This is a genomic window from Klebsiella sp. A-Nf5, from assembly GCF_002810545.1.
In the GTDB taxonomy this organism is placed as follows: Bacteria; Pseudomonadota; Gammaproteobacteria; order Enterobacterales; family Enterobacteriaceae; genus Klebsiella; species Klebsiella variicola.
The window spans coordinates 1-23,350 of sequence record NZ_PIOG01000023.1; the positions used below are offsets into that span (position 1 = coordinate 1).

The window sequence follows — 23,350 nt, forward strand, 5'->3', positions numbered from 1 at the left end:
TAAACTTCGTAATGAATTACGTATGTTCACTCAGAGACTTGGTATTCATTTTTCGTCCGAGGACGTTAAGAATCCATGTCACTTTGAGTGCCCACACAGATTGTCTGATAAATTGTTAAAGAGCAGTTGCAACGCGGCTTTCAGCTCACCGTTGCGAGGTCCCGTATAATACGTTTTCCTCATTCAGAGTCAAGCGCTTATTTTGCTTTTCTCTGTCGGTTTTCAGCGTTGAACTTCACCGCCAAAACCCTGCTGACCCGGCGGCTTGCTTGCCGTTGTTCCGTGTCAGTGGAGGCGCATTATAGGGAGTAATTCTGAAGTGACAAGGATAAATTCAAAAAAAGAATCCAACCGCTCACTTTTCAATCAAAATGATTGTTGAGCTTTAATTCTTGCCTGGTTTTTAAACAAAAACGAGCCCGTTGGGCCCGTTTTTGTCGTTTTGTGACTTACTGCACTGCCACGATACGGTCGTCTTTCACCACCAGTTCGACGGTTTTTCCCGGAACCAGCTCACCGGAAAGGATCTGCTGGGCTAACGGGTTTTCAATTTGCTGCTGAATAGCACGTTTCAATGGACGAGCGCCGTACACCGGATCGTAGCCATTGGCACTGAGCAACTTCAACGCCTCATCGGACATCCGCACTTCATACCCACGCTCTTCCAGACGTTTATACAGACGCTGCAGCTGGATCTGGGCAATAGAAGCAATATGTTTTTCACCCAGCGGATGGAAGACCACCACTTCGTCGATACGGTTGATAAACTCCGGACGGAAGCTCTGGCTAACCACACCAAGCACCAGATCCTTCATATGACCGTAGTCCAGCTCGCCAAAACGTTCCTGAATCAGATCGGAACCGAGGTTCGAGGTCATGATGACCACCGTATTACGGAAGTCGACCGTTCTCCCCTGCCCGTCGGTCAGACGCCCGTCGTCGAGTACCTGCAGCAGAATGTTGAACACATCCGGGTGCGCTTTTTCCACTTCATCCAGCAGGATGACGGAATAAGGACGACGACGCACCGCTTCGGTCAGGTAGCCGCCCTCTTCATAACCGACGTATCCCGGAGGCGCACCGACCAGACGCGAGACGGAGTGTTTCTCCATAAACTCGGACATATCGATACGCACCATCGCGTCGTCGCTGTCGAACATAAAATTAGCCAGCGTTTTGCAAAGTTCGGTTTTACCGACCCCGGTTGGACCGAGGAACAGGAACGAACCAATCGGTCGGTTCGGATCGGACAGCCCGGCACGGCTGCGGCGAATAGCGTTAGATACCGCTTCAACCGCCTCATCCTGGCCAATCACCCGATGATGCAGATCCTGCTCCATACGCAGCAGTTTTTCACGCTCGCTTTCCATCATTCGCGCCACAGGAATGCCGGTCCAGCGTGCCAGCACTTCGGCAATCTCCGCATCCGTTACTTTGTTACGTAACAGGCGCATGGTTTTACCTTCGGACTGAGTGGCAGCCGCCAGCTGTTTTTCCAGTTCCGGAATTTTGCCGTACTGCAGCTCGGACATCCGCGCCAGGTCGCCGACGCGGCGCGCCTGTTCAATAGCGATTTTCGCCTGTTCAAGCTCGGCTTTAATAGTCTGGGTACCGGAGAGGGATGCTTTTTCCGCTTTCCACTCTTCTTCCAGTACCGAGTACTGACGCTCTTTATCCGCCAGCTCCTCATTGAGCATATCAAGACGCTTCAGGCTCGCTTCATCAGACTCTTTCTTCAGCGCCTGCTGTTCCAGTTTCAGCTGGATAATACGGCGATCGAGACGGTCCAGCTCCTCCGGCTTGGAATCGATCTGCATACGAATGCTGGACGCCGCCTCATCGATAAGGTCGATGGCTTTATCCGGCAGCTGACGGTCGGCAATATAGCGATGCGACAAGGTTGCCGCCGCGACAATCGCCGGGTCAGTGATCTGCACGTGGTGGTGCAGCTCGTAACGTTCTTTCAGGCCACGCAGAATAGCAATGGTATCTTCTACCGTCGGCTCGGCGACGAACACCTTCTGGAAACGACGTTCCAGCGCGGCGTCTTTTTCGATGTACTGACGGTATTCATCAAGCGTGGTCGCCCCGACGCAGTGCAGTTCACCACGCGCCAGCGCTGGCTTCAGCATGTTGCCCGCGTCCATCGCGCCGTCGGCTTTACCGGCACCTACCATGGTATGCAGTTCGTCGATAAACAGAATGACGTTGCCTTCCTGTTTTGACAGGTCAGTCAGCACGCCTTTCAGACGCTCTTCAAACTCACCGCGGTATTTCGCCCCGGCCACCAGCGCCCCCATATCCAGCGCCAGCACCCGACGGCCTTTCAGCCCTTCAGGTACTTCGCCGTTAACGATGCGCTGCGCCAGCCCTTCGACGATTGCCGTTTTACCCACCCCGGGTTCACCAATCAGTACCGGGTTGTTTTTGGTACGACGCTGCAGTACCTGAATGGTACGGCGAATCTCTTCATCACGGCCGATCACCGGATCCAGCTTGCCCTGCTCGGCTCGCTCGGTCAGATCGACGGTAAATTTCTTCAATGCCTGACGTTGGTCTTCGGCACCCTGATCGTTCACGCTTTCACCTCCGCGCATTTGTTCAATCGCCTGAGTCACGTTGGCGGTTGTTGCTCCGGCAGATTTTAAAAGGTCGGTCAGCGTACCGCGCGATTCAAGCGCCGCCAGAACGAACAGTTCCGACGAAATAAAGTTGTCCTTTTTCTTTTGCGCCAGCTTGTCGCAAAGGTTCAGGATCCGCACTAAATCCTGAGAAGGTTGTACATCGCCGCCGGTGCCTTCCACCTGCGGTAAACGGCTCAAGGCCTGTTCGATGTCAGTGCGTAGTTTCCCGGCATTCACGCCCGCCGAGGTTAATAAAGGACGTACCGATCCCCCTTCCTGATTCAGCAAGGCGCTCATTAAATGAAGAGGTTCGATGAATTGGTTGTCGTGCCCGAGTGCGAGTGACTGGGCATCGGCAAGAGCAAGCTGGAATTTATTGGTAAGACGATCCAGACGCATAACTCCTCCCATAAACAGGTCAAATTTGCTACTGGAGATTAAATGAGGTCATCCCTCAATTATTCAAGGTTAAAGACCTGAACTATGCGAAAAATAAGTTTGCCTTCTGGATCGTCTTGATTCTCTAGGTTATATCAGCCAAATGAAACTTGCCATACGACCAGTGGTCTTGTCGCGCCGGTAAGAGAAAAAATCATCCTTTTCGCTTAGCGTGCAGCGATCGCCGCCGAAAATCTGCTCAACGCCGACGTTTGTCAGACGCTGCCGAGCCAGTTGATAGATATCAGCAAAATATTTCTCGCCTGCCGGACGAAAAGCCCGGTGCGCGTTCTCGTCCTTCGCCATAAAGGCATCCCGGACTTCCGGCCCCACCTCAAACGCCTGCGGACCGATGGCAGGGCCCAGCCACGCCATCATGTTTTCGGCTTTATCGGCGAAACGGGCAACCGTCTCTTCCAGAACGCCTTCGCATAAGCCGCGCCATCCCGCATGCGCCGCGGCGACTTCGGTGCCGTCGCGGTTACAGAACAGGACCGGCAGGCAGTCGGCGGTCATCACCGCGCAGACGGTGCCTGGCGTACGACTATAAGAAGCATCTGCGCGTTTCGACGGATAGGGTCCGCCGTCCAGCGTCAGAACATCGGTGCCATGAACCTGCTCCAGCCAAACCGGGTAAGACGGCAAGCCACCGGCGGCAAACATCCGCCGCCGGTTTTCTTCAACATGCTGCAGATTGTCTCCGCAATGGGCGCCCAGGTTGAGCGAGTCATAGGGCGGCAGACTCACGCCGCCAATGCGGGTCGAACTACAGGCCGCCACGCTGCGGGGCATCGGCCACTGCGGTACAATCAGTTTAGTCATAACCAGTCAATATCGTCCTTATGGGCTTCAAAATCGGCACGCATCGCCTCGATGAGCTCGACCATATCCTGTGGGATAGGCGCATGCCACTCCATTTCAATGCCGGTGATCGGGTGGTACAGACGTAGCATGGTGGCGTGCAGCGCCTGGCGGTCGAATTTACGCAGTGCGGTGATGAACTCCTCCGACGCGCCCTTAGGCGGACGCGGCCGGCCGCCATACACCTGGTCACCCACCAGCGGATGGGTGATATGCGACATATGCACGCGGATCTGGTGCGTACGACCGGTTTCCAGGCGCAGACGCAGGCGGGTATGGATGCGGAAATGTTCCATAATCCGATAGTGGGTCACCGCCGGTTTGCCCATCGGATGTACCGCCATATGGGTACGTTTTGTCGGGTGACGACTGATCGGCTCTTCCACTGTGCCACCGGAAGTCATATGGCCGATGGCCACCGCTTCATACTCGCGGGTGATCTCGCGCAGCTGCAGCGACTCCACCAGCCGGGTTTGTGCCGGAATGGTTTTCGCCACCACCATCAGACCGGTGGTGTCCTTATCCAGACGGTGCACGATCCCCGCGCGCGGCACATCGGCAATCGGCGGATAGTAGTGCAGCAGCGCATTCAGCACAGTACCGTCAGGGTTGCCCGCGCCAGGATGCACAACCAGATCGCGCGGTTTGTTAATCACGAGGATGTCATCATCTTCGTAAACGATATTGAGCGGAATATCCTGCGGCTGGAAGCGCGCTTCTTCTTCGATTTCGACATCGATAGCGATGTGCTCTCCCCCCAGCACTTTTTCTTTCGGCTTATCGCTAATGGTGCCATTGACTAATACGCGTTGGTCAAGGATCCATTCTTTTATCCGCGATCGCGAATAATCAGGGAACAATTCGGCCAAAGCCTGATCTAAGCGTTGACCGAGTTGATTTTCGGTCACCGTTGCGGTGAGTTGTACTCGTTGTGCCATATACAGCTTCTTCGTTTAACGTTGGGTTTTACGGCTTTGCCGTTTAATATAGTGTGCTATTGTAGCTGGTCTTAATCGGGAGCAGGAACAGAGATTCTCCCGCATAAACATTTTGAGGAAGTCAAAACGTCATGACGCGCATGAAATACCTGGTGGCAGCCGCCACACTGAGCCTGGCTTTGGTGGGTTGCTCCGGCTCTAAGGAAGAGGTGCCTGATAATCCGCCGAATGAAATCTACGCGACTGCCCAGCAAAAGCTGCAGGACGGTAACTGGAAACAGGCGATAACGCAACTGGAAGCGTTGGATAACCGTTATCCATTCGGCCCTTATTCCCAACAGGTACAACTGGATCTGATTTATGCGTATTACAAAAACGCCGATCTGCCGCTGGCTCAGGCGGCCATCGATCGCTTCATGCGTTTGAACCCCACCCACCCGAATATCGATTACGTCATCTATATGCGCGGCCTGACCAACATGGCCCTGGATGACAGCGCCCTGCAGGGTTTCTTTGGCGTTGACCGCTCTGACCGCGATCCGCAGCACGCGCGCGATGCCTTCAATGACTTCTCCAAACTGGTTCGTGGTTACCCGAACAGCCAGTATGCCACTGACGCCTATAAACGCATGGTGTTCCTGAAAGATCGCCTGGCCAAATATGAGCTGTCGGTCGTGGATTACTACACCGACCGTGGCGCCTGGGTTGCCGTCGTGAACCGCGTGGAGGGTATGATGCGTAACTATCCGGATACCCAGGCCACCCGCGATGCCCTGCCGAAGATGGAAAACGCCTATCGTCAGATGCAGATGAACGCCCAGGCAGACAAAGTCGCCAAAATCATCGCCGCCAACGACAAGAACACCTGAGGGTAACATCCGAAAGCAAAACGGCAGCCAGCGGCTGCCGTTTTTTTATACTTTATCCCGGCTAGCTGAAGCGGTTTAGCGCCGGGTTAACTCATCAAATATGGCCTGCTTTGTCGGGTTCGACAAGTAAAATCTCACTTCTTCCTGCCCTGTCTCACAAAATGAATTCGTTGACAAAAAGTGACAATAAAATGTGATTTAGATCACACATTTTGACATTGGGAAAGGTATGCTGGATTCACCAAGACGGGAAAGACAAGAGGTAAAATTTATGACAATGAACATTACCAGTAAACAAATGGAAATTACTCCGGCAATCCGCCAGCATGTCGCAGACCGTCTCGCCAAACTGGATAAGTGGCAAACTCATTTAATTAACCCGCACATCATTCTGTCTAAGGAGCCGCAGGGTTTTATCGCTGATGCAACCATCAATACGCCCAACGGTCATCTGGTTGCCAGTGCGCGCCATGAAGATATGTACGTCGCCATTAACGAATTGATCAACAAGCTGGAACGGCAGCTGAATAAAGTGCAACACAAAGGGGAAGCCCGCCGCGCCGCGACGTCGGTGAAAGAGGCAGGCTTTGTGGAAGAAGAAGAGTAATCCTTAACTTAAGTTGTGTCATGCCACGCGCCTTCGGGCGCGTTTTTTATTGACAGAGTGAAAACAGTACAGGTACTGTAATCCCCACTACCTAAAGGAATTCATCATGAAACGTGTCCCGTTCTTCTTCGCATTCTTTTTTACCTTCCCCTGATCGGGAGGCAATTCGTCGTATAAGAAAGAATGCGAAGACGAACAATAAGGCCTCCCACCCGGGAGGCCTTTTTTATTTGATAACGACAAAGGCAACATCTATGACCGAGGAAAACCCATTACTGGCGCTGCGCGATAAGATAAGCGCACTGGACGAGAAACTGCTTGCTCTGCTGGCGGAGCGCCGCGGGCTGGCTGTTGAGGTTGGTAAAGCCAAACTGGCTTCCCACCGTCCAGTGCGTGATATTGACCGCGAACGCGATCTGCTGGAGCGTCTGATGACCATCGGCAAGCGTCATAATCTGGATGCACACTACATCACCCGCCTGTTCCAGCTGATCATCGAAGACTCTGTCCTGACCCAACAAACCCTGCTGCAGCAGCATCTGAATAAAATTAATCCGCATTCGGCCCGCGTGGCGTTCCTCGGCCCTAAAGGCTCTTATTCGCACCTGGCGGCGCGTCAGTATGCTGCTCGCCACTTTGAGCAGTTTATTGAGAGCGGCTGCGCGAAGTTCGCCGATATTTTTAATCAGGTAGAGACCGGCCAGGCCGATTACGCGGTGGTGCCGATTGAAAACACCAGTTCTGGCGGGATCAACGACGTCTACGATCTGCTGCAGCACACCAGCCTGTCGATCGTTGGCGAGCTGACGATCCCTATCGATCATTGCGTGCTGGTCAGCACCTCGACGGATGCCGATAAAATTCAGACCGTCTACAGCCATCCTCAGCCGTTCCAGCAGTGCAGCCAGTATCTGAGCCGCTACCCGCACTGGAAAATCGAATATACCGAGAGCACCTCGGCGGCAATGGAAAAAGTGGCGCAGGCTAACTCCCCGGCCGTTGCGGCACTCGGCAGCGAAGCGGGTGGCGCCCTGTATAGCCTGCAGGTGCTGGAGCATTGCCAGGCCAACCAGACGCAGAACATCACGCGCTTCCTCGTCCTGGCGCGCAAAGCGGTGAACGTCTCCGATCAGGTTCCGGCCAAGACCACGCTGTTAATGGCGACCGGTCAGCAGGCGGGCGCCCTGGTGGAAGCCCTGCTGGTACTGCGCAACCACAATCTGATCATGACCAAACTGGAATCCCGTCCGATCCACGGCAATCCCTGGGAAGAGATGTTTTACCTTGATATTCAGGCCAATCTGGAGTCATTGCCCATGCGCAAGGCACTGAAGGAGCTGGCGGAAATCACTCGCTCCATGAAGGTCCTCGGTTGCTACCCCAGCGAAAACGTGGTGCCGGTGGATCCGGTTTAACGTTCGCGGAACGGTAATTTCTTCATCCCTGCCACCGCAACCGGCAGGGTGAAGATGGCGCCTGACAGCGGATACTGAGCCAGCTCATCGTCCTCCATATTTTCCCGGGTTGTGGTGATATAGAGCGTTTTCATATCCGCCCCACCGAAGCAGACCATTGTCGGACAACGAACCGGCATCGGGTAAGTCTCCAGCTCCTCGCCCTGCGGCGAGAAACGGGCAATCCGCCAGCCGTCAAACATCGCGCTCCAGTAACAGCCCTCCACATCGATCGCCGCCCCGTCAGGGATGCCTTCACCCGGCTGGAAACGGCGAAACACCTCGCGTCGGCCAGGCTCACCCTGTTCATCCAGCGGCGTACGGTAGATCACGGCGTTCGGCGTATCCGAGGTATACATCCAGCGCTGGTCGGCGCTAAACGCGAGGCCGTTGGCGCCATGGATATCACACTGGATCACTTTCGGCTTCAGGTCATTATCGACCCGCATCAGTAGCGCACCGTTGTAATCCCCCGGTCCCCAGAAGGTGCCGGCATAAAAACGCCCCTCGCGATCGGTTCCACCATCGTTAAACCTCGCCAGCTCCGGATTGCTCGGATTATCACAGACTTTCCGCCGCAGCAGGCCGTGGGCGTCGGTCAGCCAGATGCCACTGCGTAATGCAACGATAAACCCGCCCTTCTCACGCAGGGAGAAACAGCCGACCTCCTCCGGAAACTGCAGCACCTGGTGTTCGCCGCTGCGGGTATCGTAGCGGTGGATTTCACACTCCATGATATCGGCCCAGTAGAGGGCCTGTTCAGCCTCGCTCCAGGTCGGGCATTCCGGCAGGTATCCGGTGTAGTCAAACAGCGGTTGTGGTTCAGCCATCGTTGTCATCCCTATAAAAAAAGCCAGCGGTCGCTGGCTTTATTGTATACACCTTTTTCGCTTTACTGCCGATTATCGTTAGCCTGACGCAGCAGCGTGCGGCTCTCGCTCTGGAAACGCTGAGCGTAATCGCCAAACCAGTGTTCAACTTTACGGAAGCTGTCGATAAATGCCTGCTTATCGCCCTGCTCCAGCAGGCCAATCGCTTCGCCGAAACGCTGGTAATAGCGCTTAATCAGCGCCAGGTTATTTTCCGATGACATAATAATGTCGGCGTACAATTGCGGATCCTGGGCAAACAGGCGCCCCACCATCGCCAGCTCCAGCCGGTAAATAGGTGACGAAAGCGCCAGCAACTGCTCAAGACGCACGTTCTCTTCCGCCAGGTGCAGACCATAAGCAAAGGTGGCAAAGTGGCGCAGCGCCTGAATAAACGCCATGTTCTGATCGTGCTCAACGGCGCTGATGCGGTGCAGCCGCGCGCCCCACACCTGAATCTGCTCGAGGAACCACTGATACGCTTCCGGCTGGCGGCCATCACAATAGACCACCACCTGCTTCGCCAGGCTGCCGCTGTCCGGACCGAACATCGGGTGCAGGCCGAGAACCGGGCCCTGATGCGCGGCCAGCATCGCCTGCAGCGGCTCCGCTTTCACCGAGGCAAGGTCGATCAGAATGCAATCCGCTGGCAGCGGCGGCAGCCTGCCGATCGTCTCCACGGTGGTGTGAATCGGTACGCTGACGATGACCATGCCGGCATCGGCGACGATATCCGCCGCCCGCGCCCAATCCTCTTTTTCCAGAATACGCACCTGGTAGCCGGACAGCGTTAACATCTTCTCAAACAGACGACCCATCTGCCCGCCGCCGCCGACGATGACCACCGGCCGCAGATTCGGGTGCAGGGTTTTGAAGCCTTTGTCGTTTTCGCTGGAATAGGATTCCCGCATCACGCGACGCAGAACATCCTCGATCAGATCCGGCGGTACGCCGAGCGCAGCCGCCTCTTCACGCCGGGAGGCGAGCATCGCCGCCTCGCGCTCCGGGACGTAAATCGGTAGGCCATACTGGCTCTTCACCTCGCCGACTTCGGCCACCAGTTCCAGACGCTTAGCCAGCAGGCTAAGCAACGCTTTATCTACTTCATCAATTTGATCGCGTAACGCGGTCAGTTCAGCAACCATACTTTCCTCTTACACCAAACGGGCCGCCAGATGGCCGCGGAGATCCTTATCCAGTTCACGCAGCAGCGCATCGGTGCTTTCCCAGCTGATGCAGGCATCAGTCACCGAGACGCCGTATTTCATCGCCTCACGCGGCTGTTCAGAGGACTGATTGCCTTCGTGGATATTACTCTCGATCATCAGGCCGATAATGGAGCGATTGCCATCTTTGATCTGCGCGACAACGGATTCAGCCACGGCTGGCTGGCGGCGGAAATCTTTATTGGAGTTCCCATGACTGCAATCTACCATCAGCGACGGTTTCAGTCCCGCCTGCGCCATCTCTTTTTCGCATTTCGCCACATCTTCCGGACCGTAGTTCGGCGCCTTGCCGCCGCGCAGGATCACATGGCCATTCGGATTACCCTGCGTTTGCAACAGGCAGACCTGCCCGGCCTGGTTGATGCCGACGAAACGGTGCGGCATTGCCGCGGCACGCATCGCGTTGATGGCCGTCGCCAGGCTACCGTCGGTACCGTTTTTAAAGCCGACCGGCATCGACAGGCCGGAGGCCATTTCGCGGTGCGTTTGTGATTCCGTGGTACGTGCGCCGATGGCTGACCAGCTGAACAGATCGCCAAGGTACTGCGGACTGTTCGGATCCAGCGCTTCCGTCGCCAGCGGCAGTCCCATGTTCACGAGCTCGACCAGCAGACGACGCGCAATCTTCAGGCCGCCTTCAACATCAAACGAACCATCCATGTGCGGATCGTTAATCAGCCCCTTCCAGCCCACGGTGGTACGGGGTTTTTCAAAGTAGACGCGCATCACCAGGTAGAGGCTATCGCTGACCTCTGCGGCAAGGGCTTTAAACCGACGAGCATATTCAATCGCAGCTTCCGGATCGTGAATCGAGCAAGGACCGCAAACCACCAGCAGGCGCGGATCGCGGCCAGCGATGATATCGGAGATGGTCTCACGGGCATGCGCAATCTGCGCTTCCTGTTCAACGCTCAGCGGGAATTCCGCCTTCAGTTGCTCCGGGGTCATTAACACATGTTCGTCGGTAATATGTACGTTATTCAGCGCGTCTTTTTGCATGATTGCGATCCTGTGTAGCTCGTTTGCGATATAAGGTTGCCTCAGCGGGCATGACGTAACGATACCACACGAAGTAAAGAATTCAATCCATATTCCGTAAATTTTACTTTACACCAATAAATTAATTGGCGCTTAACCTGGCAATAAACGTACAACAATGTTTACATCACCCTAAATCACACCAAACTTGCGCACTATCGCTATGGCTATTACGAAAAATCCTGGTGAGATTTGTCCCAAAGCAAAGGGCGCATGTAATGACGGGTTTTGTTAACAGTGGTATTCTGCGCCGGGCATCGGCAGCGGTATTTCCCGCGCTATGGCGAATTTGACGGAAGCGTTAATGACAGTATTACACCGTCTTTTATTGACTGTATTTTTTCTCATCGCGGTATCTCCTGTTTTTGCTGCCGGACCTTCAGAACATGTTCGCGCTATTGTTTCCGGGATCGTGACCTACACCCGTTGGCCGGCATTAACAGGGGCGCCGAAGCTGTGCATTTTTGCCTCATCACGCTTCACCCATAGCCTGGCTCATGAAGATCCGGATGCCTTGCCCTATCAACCGGTGATAGTACGTAATAGTGAAGAAGCGTTAAAAACGACCTGCGATGGTTTTTATTTTGGCAGCGAATCACCGACCCAACAGTCGGAATTAACTCGCCGCTATGGCCCGAAGCCGCTTTTACTCATCGCAGAACAAAATACGGATTGCTCCATTGGTAGCGCGTTTTGCCTGATCATCAACGACGACAGGGTCCGCTTCTCCGTTAATCTGGACGTTCTGACGCACAGCGGGGTCCGGGTTAACCCGGACGTCCTGATGCTTGCCCGGAAAAAACCACATGAATAAGGACTTTTCACAGACCGCGCGCCCGACATTTAAACGCGCGCTTCGTCGAATTAGCGTGATAAGCGTGGTGATCTCCATGACGCTGGTCTGGCTGCTGCTAAGCACAGCCTCAATCTTCACGCTCAAGCAGTACGCGCAGAAAAATCTAGAGCTCACTGCCGCGACCATGGGTCGCAGCCTTGAAGCCGCCCTGGTATTTGGCGACAGTGCGGCGGCAGAAGACACCCTCGCTTCACTGGGGAAGCAAGGGCAGATTTCCCAGGCCATTGTACTCAATGGCCAGAAGCAGCACTTCGCCGCGTGGCGCCACGAACCACTGGCCAACAAAGAGCAAGTGAGCGGGCTTGTCAGTAAATGGCTGTTTCCGGAGCCCACGGTGCAGCCCATCTGGCACCAGGGCAAACAGATCGGCGAGCTGCAGCTGACTGCACTCGATAAGCTGATCAGCCACTTTCTTGGGATCTCGATTCTGGTACTGACCGGCAGCATTCTGCTCGCCTCGTTTATCGCCCTGCTGCTGACTCACTCTCTGCACCGGGGGATCGTTGCCGCGCTGCAGAGCATCACCGAAGTTGTGCACGATATTCGCGAAAATCGCCATTTCTCGCGTCGGGTGCCCGAGGAGCGTATTGAGGAGTTCCATCTTTTCGCTCAGGACTTTAACAGTCTGCTAGGGGAGATGGAGGACTGGCAGCGGCAGCTGCAGGCCAAAAACGCCCAGCTGTTACGTAGCTCGCTACACGACCCGCTGACCGGCCTGGCTAACCGCGCTGCCTTTCGCAACGCGCTCGCCGAACTGATGAAGAACGAGGTGGGCCATCAGACCTCGGCGTTACTGTTTCTTGACGGTGATAACTTCAAGCTGATCAATGACAACTGGGGACACGCGGCGGGCGATAAAGTGCTGACGGAGGTCGCCAGCCGCCTGATGGCCTTCGCCGGTAAACGCCATCTGGCGTGGCGCCTTGGCGGCGATGAGTTTGCCGTTCTGCTGCGCGAGGTGCGCTCGGAAGCCGAAGTGCAGGCCCTGTGTCAGGCGCTGTCCGAACAATTTCTTCCGCCATTCAACCTGCACAATGGCCATAGCGCCACGCTCTCGTTGAGCGTCGGTTATGCCCTGGCGTGGGAGCACGCCACCGCGGAATCACTGCAAGAACTTGCCGATCAGAATATGTATCGGATGAAAAACCAACGTATCCAGCAGACGCTGAAATAATAAAGGACTCATTATGCTCAGGAAATATTTCGCTCCCGCCCTGATGGCGGCGGCGCTTTTGACAGGTTGCCAGGCTCCTCAGGGAAAATTTACCCCCGAGCAGGTGGCGGCGATGAAATCTTACGGCTTCACTGAAAACAATGGCGATTGGTCCCTGGGCTTATCCGATAGCATCCTGTTTGACAAGAATGACTACCGACTACGTCCCGACAGCCGCCAGCAGATCACCACGATGGCCTCGCGGCTGGCGGCGACCGGGATCACCCATAGCCGCCTTGAAGGCCACACCGATAATTACGGTGAGGATAGCTATAACGAAGCCCTGTCGCTTAAGCGCGCCAATAGCGTGGCCGATGCCTGGGCGGAAGGCGCCCATGTCCCGCGCAGTCATTTAGTCACCCGCGGCCTTGGCAAGAAATACCCGATTGCCAGCAACGACACGGCGGCCGGGCGCGCTGAAAACCGCCGGGTCACGGTGGTCATCAGCACGCCGTAAGCCTTCGCTTAATCGCTCGACTTCGCCATCCTCATTGCCGTTGCCGCGCGCCAGCGCAGGTAGTCAACGGCAATGAACAGCACCAGACTTGCCCCCATCAACGGCATGGCCAGCCCCAGGACTAATGCTATCCCCAGCACCAGCCCACGGGCAGGCCAGACGAGTGATAACCACGCCTGCAGCAGCGAATGCGCCGGATCCCAGACCGCCTGAGGCGGACGGCGGATCCACCACAGCCGATACCCCACCCCGATAGTGACGCACAGCGCGCAGCCGAACCCCACCAGCAGCAGCTGATTCGCCAGACCAAAGAGGATCCCCATGTGGAAATCGACGCCCCAACGGGTGAGCTTCGCCATCAGCGGGAAGTCGGCGAACCGGGTGCGATCCACCACCTGCATCGTGGCGCCATCGATCGCCACCGCGTCCACCTGCGTCGGCCAGCGGCGGTCTATCTCATTCACCGTCCAGGCACGTTCCTCCGAAACCGGCGGACGGATCTCCAGCCGGCTGGCGTTCAGCCCCGCCTGACGGGCCACCGCCAGTGCCTGGTCAAACTGCGCTGGCTGCAGCGCTGACTGATGTTGCATGGCCATCCCGTCCATATGATGCCCGGCGTGGGGATCGTGCGCCATCGGCGCCTCACCGTGCAGCAGGGTATTCACCTGCGGCGTCCACCAGCCGAAAGCCGCCCGCATTTTATCCACATTACCGCCGGCCCATTGCGACCAGGTCAGGCCGGTGGCGGAGAAGAGCAGCATGCCCAGCAGTAAGCCCCAGCCCAGTGTCACGTGCAACCGACGATGATTCTGCAGGGCGTTATTGATCCGCCGTTTTGGACACGTCATCGCCCACAGGGCAATTCCCCCCAGCGCGGCGACCCACATCCATGAGGCAGCCAGTTCGCTGTAGAGTCGCCCGCTGTCGCCCAGCAGCAGCGAACGATGCGCATAATCAATCCACTGGCGCAGCGGCAGGATGCCGCTGGTACCATAGACCGTCATATCGCCCTTCACCCGTAGCGAGATCGGATCGACAAAGATGGCCCGGGATTCTGACTCGCCCAGGCTCGGGTCAACAAACATAATCCGGGTGGTCTCCCCCATCGCGGGGGCCGGCCGCACCGCCAGCAGCCGCAGATTACCCTGGGTCGCTTCTTCCGCCACCGCAATCTGGGCGCTGAGCGGCTGCGGGGTCCCGTCGGCAAGGCCATGCAGCGCGTCGTGATAGAGCCAGTTTTCCAGCTGCGGCGTCGCCACGTACAGCGTGCCGGTCAGGGCAGCGACAAAGATAAACGGTCCGATAAACAGTCCGATGTAGAAATGGAGGCGACGCAGCAGGTTTAACCATGCCGCGCGCGAGGTGCAGGTTGTCATACTTTTCCTTTTTTAAAGCAAAAGAGGTCATTGCGCGGTGCGCAGATTGATTTTTATTAAAGGGAAAAAGCAGACAGCCGCGGCGGGGCGCGGGTTTCAGGGTAGAGCCAGGGAAAGTAGTGCCAGTGTTTTAATACCGGGCGAGAAGCCGGCAGGCGAATGCGCCGCAGGAGCATGGCGACGAACAGCGCCAGCGCGAAAAGCAGTCCCGGGACATGGGCTAACAGCACGCAATAGCCACACGCCTCGGCATGGTCCAGCGGCAGTTCGTGTCCGGTATGCGTGGCGCCGTCTGTGCTATGCATCATCGCCATCTCGTGCCCGGGCATTTGCGCTATGCTCGCGGACGAGCTGTCCATCATCATGGCGTGGTACATGCCGGGCATGGCGCTCATGGGGTCTTTTTGCAGGGAGATGGAAATCAGGGGAGCCACGACGATCAGCAGGATCGCCAACAGCGCCAGCCAGGCGGCTCGCCGTTTAGGTGTCGTTTGCTGGAAACTGTTGCTGACCACCGCCCCTCCGAAATGAGGCCGTATTGTAAATGATTTACATCACGATGGTTACAACAAAGATAAAAAAAGGGCCAGCCATTTGGCCAGCCCTTCTGTCAGGATGTCGCGAAAGCGAATCTTAGTTAAGACGCTCCTAATAGAACTCAATTAAAAACAACAACATTACATATAAAACAACTAGTTAATTTGATTTTAAATGCATTGAAATGCAATGTTATGCAAGCTATGCCGCCACTTTGCCGCCACATCAACTACTAGGCCACACAGAGCTTAACTTACCCCAACGAACACTAACACATCGGTCATTGGCAAAATTCCGAATGCATTGTAATATTGACATACATTATATGATGTTACATCTTGATAAGATGTAATTATTAGTCTTAAAATCATTATTCAAATGAAACATTACAGAACAATTCTCATTATTACATAACCTACGACCTGAAAATATAATTTTTCCCCAAAAAAAGTTACGGAGAAGAACGTGTCAAAAAAAGAAGAAATCAAGATTATTGATATCAGGATGCAGAGACCAATTATAGCCAGAATGGAAAAAGAAAACATAAACCTGACGTTACAAATGTCAGATAGGGCTACACTAGCTAATGCTACAGTTAGCTTCTTCACCCCAAACAATGTTTCCATATTTTTATCCTCAGCAAAAAAAGAGCTATCAAAATCCAACTCTATATACAAAAGTCTTTTTGGAAAAATAAGCAAGCTTAAGCATAAGAAATTCAAAATATCTGATAAAGACCTACCAAGGCTCTATAATTACTTCGAATCAATTCAAACAGCAATTGTATCTATGTATACTGCAATTGAGTCATTTGCCAATATATGCATACCTCAAGATTATGTATATGAAAAAAACAACGCAAAGGGCATCAAAGAAACCTATACCAAAGAGTTAATTGAGCGATATATACCTACAAGTGAAAAAATAGACAAAATACTACCCTTAATTTTGAACTGTGATTCTCCAAAAGGCACGAAACTATGGCAGGACTTTAAAACACTAGAGTCACTTAGGAATGACATTATCCACCCTAAAACCACTAAAAAAAGCACGGAAATAAAAGAGGATTCATCTTTTTTATGTATTTTATTATCTGATGATTTTATAAAAAAAGTTTCATCGGGATTTGAATTAGTATCCTATTTTTGCAAAAAAGACACTACTCACAGTCTTTTCCCAATGGGATTTGGAGAAATTGAACTCAAACCAGTACCAATTAATGAAAGTAATTTTGAAAAAATTGATGATGGTGATGAAATAGAACTACCATCATAACAAAGATCACAAATGCTAAAGGCTAGTAGTGGATAGCCTTTAGCACTTACAGTATACTTAGTCATTGTTTAATTTAAAATTGTCACATAAACTTAATGGATTCAATGTCACAGCCTGCTCAAGATGATCTGGAGCATAGTGGGCATACTTCATTGTTTCACGAATGTTGGCATGGCCGAGTATTCTCTGTAACACCAGTATATTTCCGCCGTTCATCATAAAATGCGCGCCAAAAGTATGACGCAAAACGTGAGTCTTCTGCCCTTCCGTCAATTGAATATTTGTGAGTTTGAGCATCTTCTTAAAGTCCTGATAGCAGGGCTTAAACATTCTGCCTTGACGTTCTGACAAATCGTCGTACAGCCATTTAGGAATCGGAACCGTGCGATTCTTCTTACCTTTGGTTTTGGTGAAGGTCAGCTTGTAGGGAGAAAGTTGGGGGCGTGTAAGTCTCTCGGCTTCTCCCCATCGCGCGCCGGTAGCCAAGCACACCTTAACAATCATCGTAAGATTTTCTTTGCCATATTGTTCACAGGCTCGGAACAGTTCCGGGAGCTGAGACAAAGTTAGCCAGGACATTTCTTTCTCAGCTTCTTTGAATACGCGAATCCCTTCCAGTGGATTGGGTAAACTCCACTCCCCTAATCGTCGCAGTTCATTGAACACCGCTTCGAGGTATTGCTGCTCGCGATTGACAGTTATAGGTTTGGCGATCCACTTCGCCGGGTCTTTGTGATATCCGTTGTCTATTTCGCCACGTAATCGACGGTCACGGTAATGAGCCCAATCTTTTGCGGTAAGACGAGATGCAATAGGGTCGCCCAACCCGTTACATACAATTTGAAGCTTTGCTAACCGCGACTTACTGGCGACTAACGCCTGACCGTGCAAATTGTGCCAAAGCTGAATAATCTCACCTAAGCGTCGGCGGTCTTCTTTCTTGACAAGCCACGGCTTATCTTCACTCTCGCTTTTGGTAAATGATTCGAATGCCTCAGCCTCACCTTTAGTATTGAATTGACGGCGTATACGCCGCCCTTCCCGGCCATTTGGATAAAGCTCGCATAACCATTTACCATTTTTTTGCTTACTTACTGTCATAGCAACACCGAGACCAAAAAAATATTATTCACACAACGCTATAGCTTCACTGAAAATCGGGCCAATATCAGCGCTTTCTAATGGATCGTCAGGGTCTTTTTTAAGCACTTCTTTTAAGTCCCGCCCTTCCATTTTTCCTGATTTGACGGCGTTTTTAGCCATGCCGCTTAAGGGGTATCGTTCATCTGTATCAATGTCATAAACAAAAACGTAGTGACGATTTACACAAGATACCTTTGCATGTTCAAAGGTCAGCGGCCATTTATCACCAAAAGATTTAATATCAATCTCTTTGAAATTTTCAGCAGCAAAGCTTGAGGAAGATAGTGCAATACAGACCATTCCCAATAAAAACTTTTTCATTACTACTCCTTAAACATGCTTTTCTAAGGTAAAGATAACTGCACCTGATGGTGTGATATCAGATAGATTACATTCAAACTCAGCAGACTTATTTGAAAGCCTGACCTTTCCACCTGGCATCCTGATTACGTCAAAAACATCGAGCGCCCCATCAATGCCAATAAGCCAACGACTATTTCCTATCTTTGAGTTAGAACAATCAACAAGCCAAGATGCGCCAACCCCATCAATAAAGACCAGCTCATCAATGTTTGCAGGAACCATTGAAAGGTCTGGAGTCCAACGCCCTATATCTTTTAACTCACCAGATTCAAGACGACATTTTCTTACTGTTAAAGCTGTAAGTGATTCCCTCTCTTTGCCGTCTCGCATTTGGCCTTTGCCTGTAGATAGCCACTCTAACGATACGCCGGTATCGAGTGCACAGGTCACAACCACATCGCCTGGGAAGAAGTCTCGCCTAACCCAAGTGCTAATAGTGCCGGAAGAAATACCTAATAAATCTCCCAGCTCTTTTTGCATCGTAAAACCATAGGCATCGAGAATACGACGCAAAACCGCCCTTCCTCCATTTGCCATGATTTCATCATAGAGTTCCTTGCCTTTGAGGTTTACTTGCCCCGCATTAAATTTTGCATTTGCAAGCTCCCCATTAACAAGCCATCGCAGGTCGGCCCCAGTATCAAGAGAACATTCAACGAAAACGTTGCTTGGGATTACGTTTCTTGCAAGCCAACTACTTACGTTATTCGCATGAATACCAAGCCTTTCAGCTAATTCCTTTTGCTGCTTAAAACCGTATGCAGAAAGGACTCGCTCCAGAGCAGCTGGAGCGTCAACATCATTTTTCGCCATATCACACCAACAATAATTTTGTTTACAACAAAAAATTAGCGATCTATATTGGTATTCATCGACCAAGATGCACACCATTGCACTACATTTCAAACAACAGGAGATAATGCGATATGTCAGATGCAAAATCAATCTCGACGCAGGATTCGCAAAACTCACAAAATCAAACTGTGCTGTTAGATCAAACACAATTTGATGCCATCGTTACTGCCATGCTTCCAGCTCTGCAGACAATGATTCGCTCCGCTATGTCAGACACGATGACAGTGAAAGACTTCGCCGCCACTCGCGGTGTAAGTGAGCGTCTGGTCTGGCAATGGCTCGATGAGGGCATCCTTCTAAAAGCTCCGACCAAAGACTTTTCCAACAAAGAGGAAGCCGCTAAACGAAGCCGCACCCTCGTAAACGTAAAAGCATGGCGCGATAAGCTAACTCAACAAGCGATTGATTGTCGGTACATCGACCAGCGCACCGTTCTTAACTGAATTTGATTATGCAAGTTAGAAGGAACTTAACCATGTTTGATTTTCAGATTTCCAAACATCCCCACTATGACGAAGCGTGCCGGACTTTTGCGCAGCGTCACAATATGGCGAAGCTGGCCGAGCGTGCGGGTATGAACGTTCAAACGTTACGTAACAAGCTCAACCCGGAACAGCCGCACCAGTTAACGCCGCGCGAAATCTGGACGCTGACAGACCTGACCGAAGATTCGACCCTCGTCGATGGTTTTCTGGCGCAGATCCATTGTTTGCCATGCGTGCCGGTAAATGAGCTAGCAAAAGAGAAACTGCAATCCTACGTCATGCGCGCCATGAGTGAACTCGGCGAACTGGCGAATGGTGCCGTTTCAGGCGACCGCCTTACCCCGGCCCGTAAGCAAAACATGATTGCGAGCGTAAACGCGGGTATTCGCATGCTGTCGCTGTCGGCAATGGCGTTGCAGGCCCGGATCCAGGCTAACCCGGCAATGACGAGTGTCGTCGATACCGTCAGCGGCATCGGTGCGTCATTCGGTTTGATTTGAGGTGCTTATGTTGAATAACGAACCGTCATTCGCCTCTCTGCTAAAAAAACGTAGCCCATCCATGCACTACGGGCACGGCTGGATAATGGGTAGCGACGGCCAGCGCTGGCACCCTTGCAGCTCTCAGTCCGAATTGTTGAACGGCTTAACAGCAAAAAAAGCCTCTGTGGTTAAGCGGCTTTTAAATGCATTAATGGGGGCAAAATGAACGAAAGAATTTCAGCTCATAACACCCAGGCGAGCAAGCTTTTTAGCAATGCTGATTGTACTACTGAACAACCGAAGACCATGACCGGCGAAGAGTGTTTCGCACGGTTTCATCAAAAGCTGAAAGCCACAGAAAATAAGGCGCTGCGTAATTTCAATAAGCTTGATGAAGATTTTAAGTTTGTGGTTTTAACGCTTGCTAACCGAAATAATCCGGGCGCGTTTCGCTCTGATGAAGTCGGTAAGCCATATGAGTATTTTGATATGGATCGCCGCAAGCTGATTATTGCGTCAATGAATAAAATTTCCCGTTGGGGTGGGATTTTGCCCCGGCATATTTCCATCCACGAATGCTTTTTAGCTAATTAAATAAACCCGTAATTAATGGCGTAAACCCGCCGGGCTTCTTATTGCCCGAAATCAGGAGATTAAGAATGCACAAGCAATCTTCAGTACCTAAAGAAAATACCGACCTGCTTCTTGAGGTTATCGGTGTTGCAAAACGTGAAGAGCGAAAAGGTCGCGCTCTTGCTGTTTCCATCCGCCTAGAGGCGCTGGCAACCCACATCGCTAACAAAGGTATGAGCTCGATAGAAGCGGCTGAACTGCTGCGCCGGGAGGCCACCCGCTACGAAAACGAATCTCAGGAGCTGCACTAATGGCCGACGCAATGGATATCGCACAACAGCACGAGCAGGCAGAACGCGAGCGCCTTATCAACAACGCGCGCAGCCGTATCGCTGCACCTTCCCGCTTTCTCTGTGAGGAATGTGACGCACCAATCCCGGAAGCTCGCCGTATTGCGATTCCGGGCGTGGTCTTTTGCGTGACTTGCCAACAAATCGCCGAGCTTAAATTAAAACACTATCGGGGGGTATGAATTGGCTGTTCAATTCGCTTTTCCGTGGAATGCCCCACGGTCGGCAATAGCCAGCCCATATCTTACCTATGAGCAACAGTATCGCCGCGACAGTATGTTCGCGGCTTTGTTGCATGCGAGAAAAGCACTTTCTCTCCAGCCTGAGTGTGTGCGTTTTGACATTTATCGCACCGCTGCGGTGCTGGAGCAAAATCAGGGCAGTCAACGAGCCAATGCCTTTTTAATCAGCTTCTGCAAAAAAGCATTGCCACGTCTGGAACTGGTCGCAAAAAAATATGAGTGCGCGGGTATCAATAGCAAAGTATCAGTCGCTGTTTTTGGTGGTCATTTTGATACCCGGCTTATGCAATATCTGGCATCCCGCATGGTCAATATGGTCGCCAGATATAACCGCCTCCCGGATATGCAGCGCGCCGATATTGACCTGCTGGCCCGTGACATTGCTAATTTCATTCGTTCTGAGCTGGCAAATATTGATGATTCAGGTTTTGGTGAGCTCAAAACACTATACACCTGGTACATGCACGCTGGCTTTATTTCTCTGCAATTCAATGTCACCCCTCCCCATTGGGAGCGCGTGGCAAATAAATACTTCAACAATGATGATATCGCTCCCGCAGTAATCCGCATGTTTACTGAGTCATGGTGGCGTAGTCGTCTGCGTCGTGTCGCGTCGGCATGGCGCGAACATCTGCAAATTGCCGTTGGTAACGTCAGCAAGAAAAAGCACGCATACGCGAGTAAAAACTGCGTGACTGATTGGCGTGAGCAGAAGCGCCGCACGCGCGAGTTTCTGAAAGGGCTGGATCTGGAAGACGAAGACGGCAACCGCATCAGCCTTATAGAAAAATACGACGGTTCGGTCGCCAACCCTGCGATACGCCGCTGCGAGCTGATGACCCGCATCCGCGGATTTGAAAATATATGCAATGAACTCGGGTATGTCGGGGAGTTTTACACCCTGACCGCGCCATCTAAATACCACGCCACCACCAAAGCGGGCTACCGTAACAGCAAATGGAACGGCTCCAGCCCGGCAGATACACAAAGCTACCTTACTGGCTTATGGGCGCGCATCCGCGCGAAGCTTCACCGTGAAGATATTCGTATTTTCGGGATCCGCGTAGCAGAACCCCACCACGATGGAACCCCGCACTGGCACATGCTTATGTTCATGCTGCCGGAAGATGTCGAGCGCGTGCGCCACATCATCCGTGATTATGCGTGGGAGGAAGACCGCCACGAACTGAGAAGCGATAAAGCCAAAAAAGCACGCTTTCATGCCGAGGCCATCGACCCGGAAAAGGGCAGCGCTACCGGCTATGTCGCTAAATACATTTCCAAAAATATCGACGGTTATGCACTTGATGGTGAGCTCGACGACGAAAGCGGCGAACTGTTGAAAGAGACCGCGCCTGCCGTTTCTGCCTGGGCCGCGCGCTGGCACATCCGTCAATTTCAGTTTATCGGTGGCGCACCGGTGACGGTCTACCGTGAGTTACGTCGTCTCGCTGATACCGAGACCGCGCACGGCCTGAGCGTTGAGTTTGCCGCCGTTCATGATGCCGCCGACGCCGGTGATTGGGCTGGTTACGTTAACGCCCAGGGCGGGCCATTTGTTCGCCGCGACGATTTGCAGGTACGCACGTTTTACGAACCACGTACCGAGTTTAATCAGTACGGCGAGGAGACCATCTGCATTCGTGGCGTTTACGACTCTGCCATCGGCGCAGATACTCCGATTATGACCCGGCTCACGCAGTGGAAGATTGTACCGAAGCGTGCAGTTGATTTGGCCGTTGATGTTAAGGGCGCACCTGCGCCCTCTCGGAGTTCTGTCAATAACTGTACGGGAAGCGAAAGCGATCCACCGATACTGGATTTATCAAAACCGCTAAGTCGAAGCGAAAGACGGTCATTAACCAATCGACTAAGAGTGAAAAAACCAGTCAAAAGGCGTGAATTTATCCACGGAACTGATGAGCAGAACGATTCAATAGCCAAGACTATAGACGAAATACAAATATGCGCCGGTGTAACCATTAGCCGGGGTGAAGCTCTGCATCTTATGGCCGGGGGGAAAAGCCGTATTGGTAGCAAATGGTGTAGGGGATCATCGAAGGGAGACATTTTCGCATCCCCCCCTTCTCACCAAGAAAAAGCGACAAAAATTCTAAGGAGAGTTGCGGCTATCTCTAACAGAACCAATGAAAAAAGGAGCTAATATCAATTTAATCATGCACCTACTACTTCGATTGAATTGTTAATTTCTCTTTCAA

26 protein-coding genes and 1 other annotated feature are annotated in these 23,350 nt (G+C 52.6%); of the genes, 15 read left to right on the top strand and 11 right to left on the bottom strand.

All coding sequences use genetic code 11. The features are described from left to right. Nucleotides 1–449: 449 nt before the first annotated feature. The 3 genes from clpB to rluD all read right to left on the bottom strand — a co-directional run bounded on the left by clpB (nt 450) and on the right by rluD (nt 4,861). Nucleotides 450–3,023 carry an ATP-dependent chaperone ClpB gene (gene clpB, locus CWM53_RS00940; RefSeq protein ID WP_061153632.1) on the bottom strand — a complete coding sequence of 858 codons (2,574 nt, stop codon included), beginning with the start codon at nt 3,021–3,023 and terminating at the stop codon, nt 450–452. Nucleotides 3,024–3,152: 129 nt separating this feature from the next. After that, complete coding sequence (gene yfiH / locus CWM53_RS00945; RefSeq protein ID WP_100730348.1) at nt 3,153–3,884, bottom strand: purine nucleoside phosphorylase YfiH; 732 nt, start codon at nt 3,882–3,884, stop codon at nt 3,153–3,155. Further along, a complete protein-coding gene (gene rluD / locus CWM53_RS00950) occupies nt 3,881–4,861 on the bottom strand; it encodes a 23S rRNA pseudouridine(1911/1915/1917) synthase RluD (RefSeq protein WP_100730349.1) in 981 nt (326 codons plus the stop codon). The genes yfiH and rluD overlap by 4 nt, the downstream gene beginning before the upstream one ends. A 131-nt stretch (nt 4,862–4,992) precedes the next feature. Between rluD and bamD the strand changes: the two genes are divergently transcribed. The 4 genes from bamD to pheA all read left to right on the top strand — a co-directional run bounded on the left by bamD (nt 4,993) and on the right by pheA (nt 7,752). After that, nucleotides 4,993–5,730, top strand: coding sequence for an outer membrane protein assembly factor BamD (gene bamD / locus CWM53_RS00955; RefSeq protein WP_061153630.1), 738 nt, complete (start codon nt 4,993–4,995; stop codon nt 5,728–5,730). Nucleotides 5,731–6,001: 271 nt separating this feature from the next. Next, nucleotides 6,002–6,337, top strand: coding sequence for a ribosome-associated translation inhibitor RaiA (gene raiA / locus CWM53_RS00965; RefSeq protein ID WP_061153629.1), 336 nt, complete (start codon nt 6,002–6,004; stop codon nt 6,335–6,337). 105 nt (nt 6,338–6,442) lie between these two features. Beyond that, nucleotides 6,443–6,567: a sequence feature (Phe leader region), on the top strand. Further along, a complete protein-coding gene (gene pheL, locus CWM53_RS00970) occupies nt 6,444–6,491 on the top strand; it encodes a pheA operon leader peptide PheL (protein ID WP_100632159.1) in 48 nt (15 codons plus the stop codon). (Overlaps the previous feature by 48 nt.) 24 nt (nt 6,568–6,591) lie before the next feature. Next, entirely contained in the window at nt 6,592–7,752 is a 1,161-nt protein-coding gene (pheA, locus tag CWM53_RS00975) for a bifunctional chorismate mutase/prephenate dehydratase (protein WP_061153628.1), read from the top strand. On the opposite strand, the gene CWM53_RS00980 is transcribed toward pheA, so the two are convergent. The 3 genes from CWM53_RS00980 to aroF form a co-directional block, all read right to left on the bottom strand. Continuing rightward, nucleotides 7,749–8,621 (bottom strand): SMP-30/gluconolactonase/LRE family protein, encoded by an 873-nt coding sequence (locus tag CWM53_RS00980; protein ID WP_061153627.1) that lies wholly within the window; start codon nt 8,619–8,621, stop codon nt 7,749–7,751. The two genes, pheA and CWM53_RS00980, sit on opposite strands and share 4 nt — an antisense overlap. Before the next feature lie 62 nt (nt 8,622–8,683). After that, nucleotides 8,684–9,805 (bottom strand): bifunctional chorismate mutase/prephenate dehydrogenase, encoded by a 1,122-nt coding sequence (gene tyrA / locus CWM53_RS00985; RefSeq protein ID WP_061153626.1) that lies wholly within the window; start codon nt 9,803–9,805, stop codon nt 8,684–8,686. Between the two features lie 9 nt (nt 9,806–9,814). After that, complete coding sequence (gene aroF / locus CWM53_RS00990) at nt 9,815–10,885, bottom strand: 3-deoxy-7-phosphoheptulonate synthase AroF (protein WP_074387822.1); 1,071 nt, start codon at nt 10,883–10,885, stop codon at nt 9,815–9,817. A gap of 343 nt (nt 10,886–11,228) precedes the next feature. Between aroF and CWM53_RS00995 the strand changes: the two genes are divergently transcribed. Genes CWM53_RS00995 through CWM53_RS01005 form a run of 3 tightly spaced genes read left to right on the top strand, consistent with a single transcriptional unit; the run spans nt 11,229 to nt 13,450 of the window. Beyond that, nucleotides 11,229–11,738 (top strand): YfiR family protein, encoded by a 510-nt coding sequence (locus CWM53_RS00995; RefSeq protein WP_012540842.1) that lies wholly within the window; start codon nt 11,229–11,231, stop codon nt 11,736–11,738. Next, nucleotides 11,731–12,954 (top strand): diguanylate cyclase DgcN, encoded by a 1,224-nt coding sequence (gene dgcN / locus CWM53_RS01000; RefSeq protein WP_074387821.1) that lies wholly within the window; start codon nt 11,731–11,733, stop codon nt 12,952–12,954. The genes CWM53_RS00995 and dgcN overlap by 8 nt, the downstream gene beginning before the upstream one ends. A gap of 13 nt (nt 12,955–12,967) precedes the next feature. After that, nucleotides 12,968–13,450, top strand: coding sequence for an OmpA family protein (locus tag CWM53_RS01005; RefSeq protein ID WP_100675887.1), 483 nt, complete (start codon nt 12,968–12,970; stop codon nt 13,448–13,450). Nucleotides 13,451–13,458: 8 nt separating this feature from the next. On the opposite strand, the gene CWM53_RS01010 is transcribed toward CWM53_RS01005, so the two are convergent. After that, a complete protein-coding gene (locus CWM53_RS01010) occupies nt 13,459–14,826 on the bottom strand; it encodes a PepSY-associated TM helix domain-containing protein (RefSeq protein ID WP_100730350.1) in 1,368 nt (455 codons plus the stop codon). A gap of 56 nt (nt 14,827–14,882) precedes the next feature. After that, the gene (locus tag CWM53_RS01015) at nt 14,883–15,341 is read right to left on the bottom strand and encodes a DUF2946 domain-containing protein (protein ID WP_074387819.1); all 459 of its coding nucleotides are present in this window, start codon (nt 15,339–15,341) and stop codon (nt 14,883–14,885) included. A 487-nt stretch (nt 15,342–15,828) separates the two neighbouring features. Here CWM53_RS01015 and CWM53_RS01020 point away from each other — a divergent pair, with 487 nt between their 5' ends. Further along, nucleotides 15,829–16,638 (top strand): hypothetical protein, encoded by an 810-nt coding sequence (locus tag CWM53_RS01020; RefSeq protein WP_085834605.1) that lies wholly within the window; start codon nt 15,829–15,831, stop codon nt 16,636–16,638. Between the two features lie 57 nt (nt 16,639–16,695). Here CWM53_RS01020 and CWM53_RS01025 read toward each other — a convergent pair whose 3' ends face one another. Genes CWM53_RS01025 through CWM53_RS01035 form a run of 3 tightly spaced genes read right to left on the bottom strand, consistent with a single transcriptional unit; the run spans nt 16,696 to nt 18,957 of the window. Next, nucleotides 16,696–17,739: a site-specific integrase gene (locus CWM53_RS01025; RefSeq protein WP_085834604.1), complete on the bottom strand. Its 1,044-nt coding sequence runs from the start codon at nt 17,737–17,739 to the stop codon at nt 16,696–16,698. A gap of 24 nt (nt 17,740–17,763) precedes the next feature. Beyond that, nucleotides 17,764–18,102 carry a DUF2511 domain-containing protein gene (locus CWM53_RS01030; protein ID WP_085834603.1) on the bottom strand — a complete coding sequence of 113 codons (339 nt, stop codon included), beginning with the start codon at nt 18,100–18,102 and terminating at the stop codon, nt 17,764–17,766. A gap of 9 nt (nt 18,103–18,111) precedes the next feature. Next, entirely contained in the window at nt 18,112–18,957 is an 846-nt protein-coding gene (locus CWM53_RS01035) for a phage repressor protein CI (RefSeq protein ID WP_085834602.1), read from the bottom strand. A gap of 113 nt (nt 18,958–19,070) precedes the next feature. Here CWM53_RS01035 and CWM53_RS01040 point away from each other — a divergent pair, with 113 nt between their 5' ends. The 7 genes from CWM53_RS01040 to CWM53_RS01070 all read left to right on the top strand — a co-directional run bounded on the left by CWM53_RS01040 (nt 19,071) and on the right by CWM53_RS01070 (nt 23,295). Then, nucleotides 19,071–19,442: a Cro/Cl family transcriptional regulator gene (locus CWM53_RS01040; RefSeq protein ID WP_085834601.1), complete on the top strand. Its 372-nt coding sequence runs from the start codon at nt 19,071–19,073 to the stop codon at nt 19,440–19,442. 32 nt (nt 19,443–19,474) lie between these two features. Then, complete coding sequence (locus CWM53_RS01045) at nt 19,475–19,984, top strand: phage regulatory CII family protein (RefSeq protein ID WP_085834600.1); 510 nt, start codon at nt 19,475–19,477, stop codon at nt 19,982–19,984. A 7-nt stretch (nt 19,985–19,991) separates the two neighbouring features. Continuing rightward, a complete protein-coding gene (locus tag CWM53_RS01050) occupies nt 19,992–20,192 on the top strand; it encodes a phage filamentation protein Fil family protein (protein ID WP_085834599.1) in 201 nt (66 codons plus the stop codon). An 80-nt stretch (nt 20,193–20,272) separates the two neighbouring features. Further along, a complete protein-coding gene (locus tag CWM53_RS01055; RefSeq protein WP_004195894.1) occupies nt 20,273–20,560 on the top strand; it encodes a hypothetical protein in 288 nt (95 codons plus the stop codon). A 65-nt stretch (nt 20,561–20,625) separates the two neighbouring features. Further along, complete coding sequence (locus CWM53_RS01060) at nt 20,626–20,850, top strand: DUF2732 family protein (RefSeq protein ID WP_085834597.1); 225 nt, start codon at nt 20,626–20,628, stop codon at nt 20,848–20,850. Next, complete coding sequence (locus tag CWM53_RS01065) at nt 20,850–21,071, top strand: TraR/DksA family transcriptional regulator (RefSeq protein ID WP_085834596.1); 222 nt, start codon at nt 20,850–20,852, stop codon at nt 21,069–21,071. Before CWM53_RS01060 ends, CWM53_RS01065 begins: the two co-directional genes overlap by 1 nt. 148 nt (nt 21,072–21,219) lie before the next feature. Beyond that, nucleotides 21,220–23,295, top strand: a complete 2,076-nt coding sequence (locus tag CWM53_RS01070) for a replication endonuclease (RefSeq protein ID WP_165784998.1) — start codon at nt 21,220–21,222, stop codon at nt 23,293–23,295. Nucleotides 23,296–23,350 lie beyond the last annotated feature (55 nt).

Excerpts from the sequence above, each read along its gene's own strand:
- CWM53_RS01040 (WP_085834601.1), top strand. The coding sequence starts at position 19,071 with ATGTCAGATGCAAAATCAATCTCGACGCAGGATTCGCAAAACTCACAA.
- CWM53_RS01055 (WP_004195894.1), top strand. The coding sequence starts at position 20,273 with ATGACCGGCGAAGAGTGTTTCGCACGGTTTCATCAAAAGCTGAAAGCC.
- pheA (WP_061153628.1), top strand. The coding sequence starts at position 6,592 with ATGACCGAGGAAAACCCATTACTGGCGCTGCGCGATAAGATAAGCGCA.
- CWM53_RS01025 (WP_085834604.1), bottom strand. The coding sequence starts at position 17,739 with ATGACAGTAAGTAAGCAAAAAAATGGTAAATGGTTATGCGAGCTTTAT.
- CWM53_RS00980 (WP_061153627.1), bottom strand. The coding sequence starts at position 8,621 with ATGGCTGAACCACAACCGCTGTTTGACTACACCGGATACCTGCCGGAA.
- raiA (WP_061153629.1), top strand. The coding sequence starts at position 6,002 with ATGACAATGAACATTACCAGTAAACAAATGGAAATTACTCCGGCAATC.
- CWM53_RS01065 (WP_085834596.1), top strand. The coding sequence starts at position 20,850 with ATGGCCGACGCAATGGATATCGCACAACAGCACGAGCAGGCAGAACGC.
- CWM53_RS01010 (WP_100730350.1), bottom strand. The coding sequence starts at position 14,826 with ATGACAACCTGCACCTCGCGCGCGGCATGGTTAAACCTGCTGCGTCGC.
- bamD (WP_061153630.1), top strand. The coding sequence starts at position 4,993 with ATGACGCGCATGAAATACCTGGTGGCAGCCGCCACACTGAGCCTGGCT.
- CWM53_RS01050 (WP_085834599.1), top strand. The coding sequence starts at position 19,992 with ATGTTGAATAACGAACCGTCATTCGCCTCTCTGCTAAAAAAACGTAGC.
- CWM53_RS01060 (WP_085834597.1), top strand. The coding sequence starts at position 20,626 with ATGCACAAGCAATCTTCAGTACCTAAAGAAAATACCGACCTGCTTCTT.
- dgcN (WP_074387821.1), top strand. The coding sequence starts at position 11,731 with ATGAATAAGGACTTTTCACAGACCGCGCGCCCGACATTTAAACGCGCG.
- CWM53_RS01035 (WP_085834602.1), bottom strand. The coding sequence starts at position 18,957 with ATGGCGAAAAATGATGTTGACGCTCCAGCTGCTCTGGAGCGAGTCCTT.
- CWM53_RS01005 (WP_100675887.1), top strand. The coding sequence starts at position 12,968 with ATGCTCAGGAAATATTTCGCTCCCGCCCTGATGGCGGCGGCGCTTTTG.
- CWM53_RS01030 (WP_085834603.1), bottom strand. The coding sequence starts at position 18,102 with ATGAAAAAGTTTTTATTGGGAATGGTCTGTATTGCACTATCTTCCTCA.
- aroF (WP_074387822.1), bottom strand. The coding sequence starts at position 10,885 with ATGCAAAAAGACGCGCTGAATAACGTACATATTACCGACGAACATGTG.
- rluD (WP_100730349.1), bottom strand. The coding sequence starts at position 4,861 with ATGGCACAACGAGTACAACTCACCGCAACGGTGACCGAAAATCAACTC.
- yfiH (WP_100730348.1), bottom strand. The coding sequence starts at position 3,884 with ATGACTAAACTGATTGTACCGCAGTGGCCGATGCCCCGCAGCGTGGCG.
- tyrA (WP_061153626.1), bottom strand. The coding sequence starts at position 9,805 with ATGGTTGCTGAACTGACCGCGTTACGCGATCAAATTGATGAAGTAGAT.
- clpB (WP_061153632.1), bottom strand. The coding sequence starts at position 3,023 with ATGCGTCTGGATCGTCTTACCAATAAATTCCAGCTTGCTCTTGCCGAT.
- CWM53_RS00995 (WP_012540842.1), top strand. The coding sequence starts at position 11,229 with ATGACAGTATTACACCGTCTTTTATTGACTGTATTTTTTCTCATCGCG.
- CWM53_RS01045 (WP_085834600.1), top strand. The coding sequence starts at position 19,475 with ATGTTTGATTTTCAGATTTCCAAACATCCCCACTATGACGAAGCGTGC.